The sequence below is a fragment of the Kitasatospora sp. NBC_00315 genome (assembly GCF_041435095.1).
GTDB lineage: Bacteria > Actinomycetota > Actinomycetes > Streptomycetales > Streptomycetaceae > Kitasatospora.
The window spans coordinates 2,292,886-2,305,481 of record NZ_CP108025.1 but is presented as its reverse complement, the minus strand read 5'-3'; the positions used below and the strand labels follow the sequence as shown (position 1 = coordinate 2,305,481).

At 74.7% G+C, this 12,596-nt stretch carries 10 protein-coding genes; 5 read left to right on the top strand and 5 right to left on the bottom strand.

Translation table 11 applies throughout. The features are described from left to right. Nucleotides 1–13: 13 nt before the first annotated feature. From OG823_RS09110 to OG823_RS09100, 3 genes are all read right to left on the bottom strand, one after another. Entirely contained in the window at nucleotides 14–376 is a 363-nt protein-coding gene (locus tag OG823_RS09110) for a DUF952 domain-containing protein (RefSeq protein ID WP_371478955.1), read from the bottom strand. Nucleotides 377–456: 80 nt separating this feature from the next. After that, complete coding sequence (locus OG823_RS09105; protein ID WP_371478954.1) at nucleotides 457–2,001, bottom strand: mucoidy inhibitor MuiA family protein; 1,545 nt, start codon at nucleotides 1,999–2,001, stop codon at nucleotides 457–459. A gap of 2 nt (nucleotides 2,002–2,003) precedes the next feature. Then, nucleotides 2,004–4,208, bottom strand: coding sequence for a DUF4139 domain-containing protein (locus OG823_RS09100; protein ID WP_371478953.1), 2,205 nt, complete (start codon nucleotides 4,206–4,208; stop codon nucleotides 2,004–2,006). A gap of 198 nt (nucleotides 4,209–4,406) precedes the next feature. Between OG823_RS09100 and OG823_RS09095 the strand changes: the two genes are divergently transcribed. From OG823_RS09095 to der, 3 genes are all read left to right on the top strand, one after another. Beyond that, nucleotides 4,407–5,492: a prephenate dehydrogenase gene (locus OG823_RS09095; RefSeq protein WP_371478952.1), complete on the top strand. Its 1,086-nt coding sequence runs from the start codon at nucleotides 4,407–4,409 to the stop codon at nucleotides 5,490–5,492. Between the two features lie 324 nt (nucleotides 5,493–5,816). Continuing rightward, complete coding sequence (cmk, locus tag OG823_RS09090) at nucleotides 5,817–6,530, top strand: (d)CMP kinase (protein WP_371478951.1); 714 nt, start codon at nucleotides 5,817–5,819, stop codon at nucleotides 6,528–6,530. Between the two features lie 289 nt (nucleotides 6,531–6,819). Continuing rightward, nucleotides 6,820–8,262 (top strand): ribosome biogenesis GTPase Der, encoded by a 1,443-nt coding sequence (gene der / locus OG823_RS09085; RefSeq protein ID WP_371478950.1) that lies wholly within the window; start codon nucleotides 6,820–6,822, stop codon nucleotides 8,260–8,262. A 251-nt stretch (nucleotides 8,263–8,513) separates the two neighbouring features. Here der and OG823_RS09080 read toward each other — a convergent pair whose 3' ends face one another. Continuing rightward, nucleotides 8,514–9,131, bottom strand: a complete 618-nt coding sequence (locus OG823_RS09080; RefSeq protein ID WP_371478949.1) for a hypothetical protein — start codon at nucleotides 9,129–9,131, stop codon at nucleotides 8,514–8,516. A gap of 110 nt (nucleotides 9,132–9,241) precedes the next feature. Beyond that, the gene (locus OG823_RS09075) at nucleotides 9,242–10,186 is read right to left on the bottom strand and encodes a hypothetical protein (RefSeq protein ID WP_371478948.1); all 945 of its coding nucleotides are present in this window, start codon (nucleotides 10,184–10,186) and stop codon (nucleotides 9,242–9,244) included. A 591-nt stretch (nucleotides 10,187–10,777) separates the two neighbouring features. Here OG823_RS09075 and OG823_RS09070 point away from each other — a divergent pair. Together OG823_RS09070 and OG823_RS09065 are read left to right on the top strand one after the other, a co-directional pair. After that, nucleotides 10,778–11,524 carry a transglycosylase family protein gene (locus OG823_RS09070; RefSeq protein ID WP_371478947.1) on the top strand — a complete coding sequence of 249 codons (747 nt, stop codon included), beginning with the start codon at nucleotides 10,778–10,780 and terminating at the stop codon, nucleotides 11,522–11,524. A gap of 322 nt (nucleotides 11,525–11,846) precedes the next feature. Beyond that, on the top strand, nucleotides 11,847–12,470 hold the full coding sequence (locus OG823_RS09065) for a transglycosylase family protein (RefSeq protein ID WP_371478946.1): 624 nt from the start codon (nucleotides 11,847–11,849) through the stop codon (nucleotides 12,468–12,470). Nucleotides 12,471–12,596: the final 126 nt, after the last annotated feature.

Here is a 12,596-nt window from a genome sequence, read left to right as displayed (position 1 = left end):
CGGGCCCGACGCCTCAGCTCCAGGGCAGCAGGCTCGCCCAGCGTCCGTCCGGGCCGCGTTCGACCTTCTCCAGACCGACCACAGCGCTGCGGTTCAGCCGGCCGTACACGTGCGGGAAGAGGACGCCGGGCGTCGCACCCGGCGGCGGGGCACCGTCCGGGGCCTCCCACTTGATCATCGGCTCCACCAGCGACTCCTCGACCAGCAGCACCATGAGCGGGCCGGGGGAGTCGGCGAAGAAGGCGTTGGCCACCGCGAGCGCCGTCCGCTCGTCCGCCGCGCAGTGGATGAACCCGTCGGTCAGCAGCGACGCGGTGGCGTACGGCCGCCCGGGGTCGGTGAGCCAGTCGTCCAGGGGTGCGAGGTGCAGGATCATCCTCCAGTTCTACCCCGAGCGGCTGTCCCAACCGGCCCCGGACGGCGGTACGCCGCGTGGTGTCACCGGCCGTCCGGGTGTCAGAGCCCCGCGACCCGGGCCGACGAGGAGATCTCGTACACCAGCGTGACGATCCGCCGGCCCCCCGGTGCCATGGGGAGGTCCCATCTGACGATGCCGTCGGCGTCGACGGCGTCCGGCGACGGCGTGCAGCTCTCCTTGCGGAGCCTCACCTCCACCGCCGACACCTCCGAGACCGGGATCCGCTCGCGGACCGTCACCACCCGGGTGTCGTGCTCCTGCGGGCCGGAGAACCGCGAGACGTACAGCCGGACCGTCCGGGTGGACGTCTGGCGCTGGGTGATCCCGGCGGTGGAGCCGTGCTCCTCGCTCTCGCGCACCACGCGGTAGTCGTCCGAACTGCCGAAGGCCAGCTCGGCGCCGGCTCCGGCCGCGGTGAACGCCAGCTCGCCGCGCCCGGTGAAGCCGCTCTCCCTGACCAGCTCCACCGGCCCGGCCAGCAACGCGTGACCGGCCTCGTTGCGGAACCTGACCACCTGGGTGACCAGCGGCGACAGCTCCGGCGCGCAGGCGTACTCGCTGCCGGCCGCCGCGCTGAAGGCGCCCAGCGGCACCCGGTGCGCCCGGCCGTCCGAGGGCACGGTGGCCGGCGCCGGGGCGGGCAGCACCCGGACCTCGCCGCCGTCGTCGACGCCCGGCACGGCGGCCGACGGGCCGAGCGTGCTGACCGCCTCCTCACGCAGCTCGACCTCGACCGTGCGGCGCTCCTCGGCGCTGCGCTCGCGCAGCGTCAGACGGTCCTCGCTGAGCCGGGGCGGATCGCCGGCGAGCGCGGACCGGGCGGTGGAGAGCGTGAGCCGTACGTCCGTCCAGTCCTCGCCGGTGCGCTGCCAGACCACCGCCTCCGACTCCAGGCGCAGCGAGCCGCCGGACAGGGTCGCCCGGTACGAGGGCCGCCAGAGCGCACAGGGAACGAGGTGGGTGACCGTCAGGGCTGCGGGGCCGGCCTCGGCGGCCTCGACCGTGAGCTCCAGATGGGCGGTGAGCTCGGCGGGCTCCTCCTCGGCCAGGTCGAGCGCCGTGCGGGCCTGCTCACGCTCCTGTTCCAGTACGCCCAGTCGCGAACGGGCGGCCCGCAGCTCCTCGCCCCGGCTCTCCCGGTCGGCGTCCACCCGGTCCAGCTCACGTGCCCAGCGCACCCGCTCGACCTCGCCGCGGCCGGCGCCCTCGCCGATCTCCCGCAGCAGGTCGGCGGCGAGCTGCGCCAGCAGCGCGAGCCGGGCCTCCAGCCGCTCGCGCAGACCGCCGTCGTCCCGGATCCGCTCGTCCAGCTCGTGCAGGCGGTGGCGCAGCGGCGAGTCCGCCGGGCCGGGCGACCGGGGGGTACGTGGTGTCCAGGCGCGCACCACCCGTACGTCCAGGACCCGGACGCCGTCCCGCCCGCTCCGCGCCCGCAGCGTCCGGTCCACGGTCAACGCGGTGACCGGGCCGAGCCGCAGGCGCTGGACACCGGCCGTCAGTGCGACCTCGGCGGTGCGGGTCACCTGGCTGCGGTCCTCCAGGCAGGTCACCGCGGTGACCGGGAACTCGATCAGGGAAGTCATGGTCAGTTCCTCCGGTTTCCGCCGACGATGGCCTTGCCGGCCGGGATTCTGATCTCGTAGCCGCCGGCCAGCTCGGCGCTGCCGCCCGCGGGCAGCTCGACCCGCCACAGCCGGCTGCTCGCCGGGACGCCGTCGGACGGTTCGTCCGGCGCCTGCCAGCCGCCCCGCTCGTCGATCCTGATCTCGGCCTCGGTGGGCACCGGTACGCGTTCGCGCACCTCCACCGTGACGGGGTGCCCCAGACGGTTGGCCAGCTCGACGTGGACCGTGTGCTCCAGCACGGTGCTGTTGTTGAGCATCCCGGCGGTGGACTCCCGCAGTTCGGTGCGGCGCGCCACCTCGATGCTCTCGGTCACCCCCAGACCCAGTCTGCTGGTGCCGCCGCGCGGCAGCGAGGGAAGACCCGCCGTGAGCAGGTAGTCACCGTCCACCGTCACCTCCACCGGCCCGGCGAGCAGGGCCTGCGCCGACCCGTTGGCGACCAGCAGCGTGCCGTACACCTTCTCCTCGACCGAGGGCACACAGACGTACTCCGGCCGCAGCGACACCTGCACCTCCCCGACGGTGACGGTGTGCCACCCGCCGTCGGAGGGGATGTCGGCGGGTGCGGCGGCGTCGAAGCGGTGGTCGAACGAACCGGCCGACCTGCGCGGGGGCACCGCGTGACGGGGCAGCGGCAGCTCGGACACCCGCTCGGCGCGGCCGCGTGTGGCCGCCTCCGAGCGTCCCCCCGGCCCCTCGGGCGCGGTGCGCAGCACACCCCGGCGGGAGCCGCCCTGTTCGGGGCCGGACAGCCGCAGTGCGGGGTAGTCGAGGAGAGCGGCGTCGGGGGCGGGCGGACCGGCGGCCGGGCTCTGCGGCGGCGGCGCCGAAGGCGTTCCGCCGCCCGGCGGGCGGCCCGCCTTCCGACGAGAGCGGGCCGCGTCCGGCTGCGGCTGCGGGGGCCCTCCGCCGTAGCCGCCGGGCGGGGGCGGCGGCGCGCTCGGCGCGAACGCGGCCGGTGCACCGGCGCCCGGCCTGGGGCCGGACGGCGCGGGGGCGGCGACGGCCGGCGGGACCGGCCCGGCCGACCGTGCGGCCGCGACCGGCAGCGGCATCCCGAGTGCCTTCGGCGTCCCGAAGGCCCTCGGCAGCACGGCGGCCGAGAGCGGGGCCGGGCGCGGACCCGCCTCGTCGAAGGCCGCGAACAGCTCCGCCAGCCCGCCGGGCGGCTCGCGCCAGCCGGTGACCGGCGGAGCCGGCTGGCTGCGGCCGATCCGCAGCGAGCGCAGCCGGGGCAGATCGGTGCGGCGCTGCAGATCGGCACTGGAGAGCGCCAGCCGCACACCCGTCCAGTCCTCGCCGGTGCGCTGCACCACCGAGGCCCGCAGCAGCAGGCTGCCCGTGTCGGTGCCGGTGCGGTGGTCCAGCCGGTAGGCGGGGACCCATCGGGCGCCCGGGACGCCGTACTCCAGCTCGATCTCGACCTCGGCCCCGGGCGTTGCCCCGACCGCTGCCCCGCTCGCTGCCCCGACTCCGGCGGGCGGGTCGCCCCGGTCGGCGGAGTCCGCCGCGGCGGGCAGGACGTCCGCGGCGGCGGGCCCGGCGAGGGTGAGCAGCACGGTGGCGGCGGTGCCGACCGGCCCGGCGGGCTCGGCCGTCGAGGCACGGTGCAGCTGGTCGGTGAGCACCTCGGCCGCGTGCTCGGCCAGCTCCAGCTGCGCGGTGAGCTCCTCGGCGCGGGCGTGCAGCCGGGTGAGGCGCTCGTCCACGAAGTCCGCGAGTTCGAGCCAGGCGTCGGCCGGCGTACGCCGGTGCGGCTCGTCGCGGTGCCGCGGCGGCGGGACGGCGCGCAGCGCCGCGGTCTCCTCGATCCTGGTCCGTGCCAGCCGCAGGCGCTCGCGGACCGCGCTCTCCTGCTCGCGGGCCTCGTCCAGCCTCAGCCGCAGCTCGGGCAGCTCCGTCCGGTCACGAACCTCGGCCTGCGGCTCCAGCCGCGCCTCGGTCACGCTCCAGCCGGGGGCGCCGCCGACCACGGCGGCCCGCAGCGACCGGCCGTCGAGCACCTGGGGCAGCCCGGTCAGCCGTACCCGCCGGTCCGCCGGCACGACGCCACGCGCCCGCCGCCGGCACAGCGCCCCGACCGCGTACACCACCACCGAGTCGAGGACCGACTCCCAGCTCCCGTCCAACCGCACCGCACCGCCACCGACCGCTTCCAACGCCACTCCGGCCTCCCCTTCGTCCGTACCGCTGCTCCCGGCCGCACAGTCTGCCGCCCGGCCGGCCCGCTGTCCCCGGATTTGCACTGTGCCGGGCGTGTGCCCGCGTCCCGGTGGGCGAACGGCGGTGACGGGCGGCCACCGGGATGCGAGAGGATGGGGGCGCACCGCACCAGGACAGCCCGTCAGGAGACGTATCCCGCCATGCGCACTGTCGCCGTCGTCGGCACCGGTCTGATCGGCACCTCCGTCGCCCTCGCGCTCACGGGCCGCGGGATCACCGTCCACCTGGAGGACGCCGACCCGGACACCGCCCGCACCGCGGCCTCGCTCGGCGCCGGCACCACCGAGCCGGCCGACGGACCGGTCGACCTGGCGATCATCGCGGTGCCGCCCGCGCTGGTCGGCAAGGTGCTCGCCGACTGCCAGCGCCGTGACCTGGCCCGCTGGTACACCGACGTCGCCAGCGTCAAGGCCGGACCCAGGGCCGAGATCACCGCGCTGGGCTGCGACGCCGCCAGCTACATCGGCAGCCACCCGATGGCCGGTCGCGAGCGATCGGGCCCGCTGGCCGCCGGCGCCGACCTCTTCGAGGGCCGGCCCTGGGTGCTCACCCCCACCGCCGACACCTCCACCGAGGCGCTCAACGCCGTCCTGGAGGTCGTCGCGCTCTGCGGCGCGATGCCCATCGTGATGGACGCCGCCGCCCACGACCGGGCCGTCGCGCTCGTCTCGCACGCCCCGCAGCTGCTCTCCTCGCTGGTCGCGGCCCGGCTGGAGCACGCCGACGAGACCGCGGTGCGGCTCTCCGGCCAGGGCGTCCGGGACGTCACCCGGATCGCGGCCTCCAGCCCGGGGATGTGGGTCGACATCCTCTCCGCCAACGCCGCCGTGGTCGCCGACGTCCTGGAGGACCTCGCCGCCGACCTCGGGGACACCGTCACCGCCCTGCGCTCCCTGCAGGCGGCCGACGAGGGCGAGCGCCGGGCGGGCGCGGCCGGCATCGAGGCCGTGCTGCGACGCGGCAACCACGGCCAGGCCCGGATCCCGGGCAAGCACGGCGCCCCGCCGACCCGCTACGAGACGGTCGCGGTGGTCCTCGGCGACCAGCCGGGCGAGCTCGGCCGGCTGTTCGGCGAGGTCGGTGCGGCCGGGGTCAACATCGAGGACGTGGTCATCGAGCACTCCACCGCCCAGCAGGTCGGCTTCGTCCAGCTCGCGGTGGCGCCGGCGGCGGTCAAGCCGCTCACGGCCGCCCTGCGGGGGCACGGCTGGTCCGTCCGGGAGTAGCGGGCGGGACTGGTCTCTCCGGCAGCGCGCGTACGACGTGCGTGACGTGCGTGACGTGCGGGGCGTACACGAGGTGCGTGATGTGTACGCGGGCGGGCGGGCGGGCGTGGTGCGCGGGCGTGGGGTGTCGTTCCCGGGTGTGAGATGGGGCGTGACCTGCGGGCGTGCGGAGCGTTCGGGGGGCGTGCGAGCGCCTCGGGGCGCCGCCTGACGGAGCCGTCGCCCGCTGGGCCGGGCGGGTGACGCCCGCGAGCGGCGGGGCCTTCCCTGCCGGTCGACTAACCTTGAGGAGGACATCCCCAGATTTAGAGAGAGGTTCGCCCCGTGGACACTGCCGACCGAGCGCACGCCCCGGTCGTCGTCGCCATCGACGGACCCTCCGGCTCCGGCAAGTCGACGGTCTCCCGGGCGGTCGCCGCCCGGCTGGGACTGAGCTTTCTGGACACCGGCGCGATGTACCGCGCGATGACCTGGTGGATGCTCGCCAACGAGGTGGACGTCACCGACGCCGAGGCGGTCGCGGTCGCCTGCTCCAAGCCGGTGATCGTCTCCGGTACGGACGCGGCCGGCCCGACCATCACCGTCGACGGCCAGGACGTCTCCGGTCCGATCCGGGGACAGCAGGTCACCTCGCAGGTCAGCGCCGTCGCCGCCGTCCCGCAGGTGCGGACCCGGCTGGTGGAGCTGCAGCGGGCCTGCGCCGAGGTCGCCGAACGCGGCATCGTCGCCGAGGGCCGGGACATGGGCAGCGTGGTGTTCCCGGCGGCCACGGTCAAGGTCTTCCTCACCGCATCCGGGACGGCCCGCGCCGAGCGCCGGGCCGCCGAACTGCGGGCCAAGGGCCTCGACGAGGCCACCATCACCGCGATGGCGGCCGACCTCGCACGTCGGGACGCCGCCGACTCCTCCCGGGACACGGCACCGCTGACCCAGGCCGCGGACGCGGTCCTGGTCGACACCAGCGAGCTGACCCTCGACCAGGTGATCGCCGCGATCAGCTCGCTGGTCGAGGAGCGGGCCGGGATGTCCGCGGTCTGACCACCGCACCGTCCCACCCGCGCACGGCAAGCACCGCATCGCACCTCACCACCGCACCGCATTGCACTGCATTGCATTGCACCGCGTTGCACTGCACGCACTGCACGCACTGCACCGCGTTGCACCGCAACGAACCCGCTCGGCCGCAGGAACCCCTCGGCCGGACGGACCCGCTCGGCCGCAGTAGGGCCGAGCCGCACCACCCTCTGATTTTTCGCGCTGCCCACCGAGGGCAGGTACGCACGGCACGTCCCTGGGAAGGGCCGGGCCGGGAAACGGAACAATGGACATGACCGAAGAGACCACCGCCGACTCCGGCACGCTGGACGCCGCCGAGTACGCCGAGTTCATGGCCCTCGCGGCCGAGGAGGGCTTCGACGGCGAGGACTTCGACGGCGAGGGCGCCCACGCTCCGCTGCCGATCCTGGCCGTCGTCGGCCGACCGAACGTCGGCAAGTCGACCCTGGTGAACCGCATCATCGGCCGCCGCGAGGCCGTCGTCGAGGACAAGCCCGGCGTCACCCGCGACCGCGTCTCGTACGAGGCGACCTGGAACGGCCGTCGCTTCAAGCTGGTCGACACCGGTGGCTGGGAGCTCGACGTCCTCGGCATCGACGCCATGGTGGCGGCGCAGGCCGAGCTCGGCATCGAGAGCGCCGACGCGGTGCTCTTCGTGGTGGACGCCACGGTCGGCGCGACCGACACCGACGAGGCGCTGATCAAGCTGATCCGCCGGGCCGGCAAGCCCACCGTGCTCTGCGCCAACAAGGTCGACGGCCAGTCCACCGAAGCCGAGGCCGCGTACCTGTGGTCGCTCGGCCTCGGCGAGCCGTACCCCGTCTCGGCCCTGCACGGCCGCGGCTCCGGTGACCTGCTCGACGCCGTGATGGCCGCGCTGCCCGAGGCCCCGCCGCAGACCTTCGGCATCGCCCAGGGCGGCCCGCGCCGGGTCGCCCTGATCGGCCGCCCGAACGTCGGCAAGTCCAGCCTCCTCAACAAGGTCGCCGGCGAGGAGCGGGTGGTCGTCAACGAGATCGCCGGCACCACCCGTGACCCGGTCGACGAGCTGATCGAACTCGGCGGCAAGACCTGGAAGTTCGTCGACACGGCCGGTATCCGCCGCCGCGTCCACCTCACCGCGGGCGCCGACTTCTACGCCTCGCTGCGCACCTCGGCCGCGCTGGAGAAGGCCGAGGTCGCCGTCGTCCTGGTGGACGCCAGCGAGACCCTGGCCGAGCAGGACACCCGGATCATCTCGATGGCCGTCGAGGCCGGGCGCGCCGTCGTCATCGCCTACAACAAGTGGGACCAGATGGACGAGGAGCGCCGCTACTACCTGGAGCGCGAGATCGAGAAGGATCTCGTCCAGGTGCAGTGGGCGCCCCGGGTCAACGTCTCCGCGCTGACCGGCCGCCACATGGAGAAGCTCGTCCCGGCGATCGAGACCGCGCTCGCCGGCTGGGAGACCCGCATCCCGACCGCACGGCTGAACGCCTTCCTCGGCGAGCTGGTCGCGGCCCACCCGCACCCGATCCGTGGTGGCAAGCAGCCGCGCATCCTCTTCGGGACCCAGGCCGGCATCCGCCCGCCGCGCTTCGTCCTCTTCGCCTCCGGCTTCCTGGAGGCGGGTTACCGCCGCTTCGTCGAGCGCCGTCTGCGGGAGGAGTTCGGCTTCGTCGGGACGCCGATCTCGATCTCCGTGCGGGTGCGCGAGAAGCGCCGCCGCAAGTAGGCCCGCCCAGCGGGTCCGCAGTACGGGCGGAGGCCCTGGCACGCGTGCCAGGGCCTCCGCCCGTTGCCGTCACCGTTGCCGTCACCGTTGCCGTTCGCTCCGCCCGTTCGCCGTTCGCCGTTCGCCGTTCGCCGCTCTCCGGTTCGGGCCGGGGGCCGGTGGCTCCGGGAGCCGCCCGAACGCCGGTGCCGTCGGGCGCCGGCCGAGTTCCGGCGGGCGCGGGCACGGGGCCCGCCGAACGCCAGGGGTGTTCAGGAGTCGTCCGAGCTCCGCCCCGGCGGGAGTGAGAGCCGGTTGCGGTGCCGTCCGCCCGTCCCGGTGGACCCTGCGGCCGCCGAGGGCTGGACCTGGCCGAGGAAGCCGGCCGCCACCCAGCCCTGGCCGTTGCCCTGCTGGCCGCCCTGCGACCCGGAGATCTGCCCCGCGAGGCTCCCGGCGCTCGGCGTGCCGTGCTGCTCGCCGCTCGGTCGGACGTACTGCTCGCCGCCCTGTCGGCCGTTCTGCTGACCGCCCGGCTGGCTGGTGTGCTGACTGTTCTGCTGGCCGGGCATGAACTGCGGTGCGCCGAGGGCATGTCCCGCGTAGGTGAGGAAGGCCTGCTGCTGCTGCGGGTACGACCGGGCCTCGGAACGCGCCTGGTACGGATCCCGGACGGCGAATCCGGCGAAGCGGAGATCCTCCTCGCCCGAGCGGTCGCCGGGAAGCGCCCGGAACAGCCGCCGGTACTCGGAGTACAGCTCGTCGTAGATCGGCGTCGCGGAGTGGGGGTGCTCCGCGTCGTACGACGGACGCATGGCCGGGATCGGGCGGCCGGAGGCGGCGGTGCTGGTGGGCTGGCGGTGGGCGGCGGCGACGTCGTAGCTGTACACGTAGGAGCCAACGAGTGAGAACGGCGGGGGATGCGGGGTGGCCCGGGCCGGTGGGCGTCGTCCGCGCCGGGGGCGTCCGCCCAGGGCGGCCGCCCCCGGCGTGCTCCGCATCAGGTCCCGGCGAGCGGGAGGGAGGCGCCGACCACCCTTCCCTGCGCGACGGCCCGCTCCAGCGCCACCCGGAGCATGTCCTCGCGCGGCTGGCGGCCGATCGTGCCGACCGGGACGGCGTACATCGTGACCTCGGCCTGCTTGCCGGCCGCCACCCGCCAGGCGTCCGTGACCTGCAGCGGCTGGTGGGCCTGCCACCATCCCGTGCTGCCGCCGGCGGCGGCGGGCTGGAGGATGGCGTGCAGCTTGCCCATCACCATCAGCACCGACCAGCCGTTGAGCTGGGCGGGCGTCACGTCGACGTCCGTGAGCAGCTGGAAACCTGCATCCTGCAGCAGGCTGAGGAACTCGTCCTCGCCGGACATGCTGCCCGGCCGCCCGACCGGGCCGGTCGGCTCGACGACCAGGGCCGCGTGGCCGGTGGAACCGTGCATCACCATGCCGCAGGTGATGCCGAGGACGGCGTGCCCGGTGGCGGGCTGGGCCGCCTGCTGCTGAGCGGGCATGCCCGGGTCCGCCGACGGGACGGAGCCGGCGGGCTGCTGGGCGACCGCCGCGACCGCCGCGACCGCTGCGGACGGCGCGTACGGCGCGTACGGTGCGTGCGGTGCGTGCGAGGCCTGCGGCGTGGCGTACGGGGCGTCGGCGGCGGGCTCCCGGGCGGGCGCGCCGCCCTGGGCCTGGCTGATGCTGGCCACCGCGCCGAGCAGCTGCTCCTCGGAGACCGGTACGACCTGCGAGGGGATGCACCGCGAGTGCGCGAAGGCCAGCACCGCCGTCTCGTCGCCGATGAACAGGACGGTGCTGGTGGGCTCCTGGAGAGTGTCGCCCGGCGTCCGGCAGGACGTGCACTCGTAGGTGTCGGGCGCGTGGGCTCCACCCAGCAGGCGGTCCGCCTCGTCGTCGCCGATCTCGGATCGAACCTCGTCGCTGACATCGAGCATGTGCGGCACGAAGACTCCTCGGGTTGTTGCGGGGGTGGCGGGGGCGCCCCCGGCCGCCATTACCAACGGGCTCCTGTGGCAGGGGTCACGGGTGAGCACCGGAGTTGACGGGAACTGGCACAAGTGCGATTTCGGAGCGTGTCTGTTCGATCGCTCCACGTCGACATCGGACAGAAATGAGGCCGGCTCGCGTTGTGAGGTGAGCCACGTGCGATGAGGGTTTGATCTAGGAAATGACGGTCAAAACGGACAATCAGGGCTCGAAATAGTGATCGTTACCGCCGGTAACGTCTTGCTGAGCTGGGAAGACCTCAAACTGTTTGGTTCCTGGGCGGAGCGCTCGTAGCTTCTTTCTCGGTGCAACGAGCACCACCCGGGTTCACCCCCACCGCACGGCCCGCCGGTCTCGACCGGCGCCGGACGTGCCCGCCGGAGCAGCCGTCTCGAACAGGCCGCAGGCGTGCCGGGGGTAGGCCGGGGCGGCGCGGCACGTCCTATACGTGCTCGGCCGCTCATTGAGTGTGGCGAGTGAGACCGGCCCTTCGAGGGTCTGGTTCCGCCTGCCCGCCCGGGGCTGTCGAGAGGAACCTCATGACCTTCCGTAACGAGACCGCCGCTGCCACCACCACCTCCGCCAAGCGCAACCGCGTGCGGATGGTCGTCATGGCCGGCGCCGTCGCGGCCCTGCCGGTGGCCGGCCTCGTCACGGCCAACTCGGCCTCCGCCGCCTCGGTTTCGACCTGGGACAAGGTCGCGCAGTGCGAGAGCACGGGCAACTGGAGCATCAACTCCGGCAACGGCTTCTACGGCGGCCTGCAGTTCACCTCCAGCACCTGGGCCGCCTACGGCGGCACCGCGTTCGCCCCGCAGGCCAACCAGGCCACCAAGGCGCAGCAGATCGCCATCGCTGAGAAGGTCCTCGCCTCGCAGGGCCCCGGCGCCTGGCCCGTCTGCTCCGTCAAGGCCGGCCTGACCGCCGGTGGCGCCCCCGCCGCCGTCGACACCAGCTCCTCCACCACCACCGGCAGCACGGCCCCGAAGGCCGCCGCCCCGGCGAAGAAGGCCGCCAAGCCGGCCACCACCTCCTCGGACACCGCGGCCGGCACCAACACGGCCCCGAAGGCCGCCGCCCCGAAGTCCTCGGACTCGGCGAAGTCCTGGAAGTCGGCCCCGGCCAAGCAGGCCACCGGCGGCAGCTACACCGTCAAGGCCGGCGACACCCTCAGCACCATCGCCGCCGCGCAGGGCGTCGACTGGCACACCCTGTACAACAACAACGCCACGGTCATCGGCGGCAACGCCGACCTGATCTTCCCGGGCCAGACCCTCACGGTCTGAGCAGTCCGAGGGCGTTCGCGCTCCTCCTGATCCCCGACGACGGGCCCGCCCGTCGGTCGACCGGATCGCTCGCACCACCGCACGGCCGTTCCTCTTCGGAGGGGCGGCCGTGCGGCGTTCCCGGCCGAGGGCGGCGACGCGGTTCCGGGTCCGTCGCCCGGCTGTCCCCGTGCTCGGGATGTGCGGCCGGTGTCGGGCGGGGGCCGCGGCCTGTTGGCCGGGTCCTGTCCGGCCGTTGCCGGCCGTTGCCGGCCGTTCTCCGGCCGTCCCCGGGTGGGCGTACGCGGGGGCGTGTCGGGGCCTGCGGGCGCCGGTGGCGGCCGTGGCCGCCTACGCTCGGCTGCTGTGCCTTCCTAGGATCAAGCGAGCATCACTTTCGTCCGGCCGGGCCGCGCAGGCGTTCCTCGTCCTGACCGCCGTGGCCGCCGTGGCCGCCGTTGCCGCCGTCGCCGCGGCCGTGCCGTTGCCGGTCGTTGCCGGGCAGTCCGCCGCGGACCGGGTCCGTGCGGGTGGTGCGGGCCAGGCCGGGCAGGCTCGCCGAGTCGCGGCGCCGAGCCCCCGGGCGGAGCCGGCCGCCTTCGTGCTGCGGCGTACCGACGACGCGGTCTGGGACGATCTGGCCCAGTGCGAGAGCGACGGCGACTGGCAGGCCGACACCGGTAACGGGTACTACGGCGGCCTTCAGATCTGGCCCCCCAGCTGGGACGAAGCCGGCGGGCCGGTCTTCGCCGACCGCCCCGACCACGCCACCCGGCGCGCACAGATCACCGTCGCCGAGGAGATCCGCCGACAGCAGGGCTGGGAGGCCTGGCCGTACTGTGCCCGGGAGATCGGCGTCCTGACCTCCGACCCGGATCCGGCCGACGGCAGCGACCCGCCCGGTCCGAATCCCGGCCCGGACACGTATCCGGACATGTATCCGGACCGGCTCCGGGCGCGCAGCTGAGAGCGCGGGTGCGGCGCCGCGGGCGCGGCCGTGGCCCGGGAGCCTTCCGTCCACCCGCCCGGCACCCCCGGGCGGCGGGAATTCGCCGGGTCGCAGGAGAATTCCACTGGACGAAAGGCGACAGCC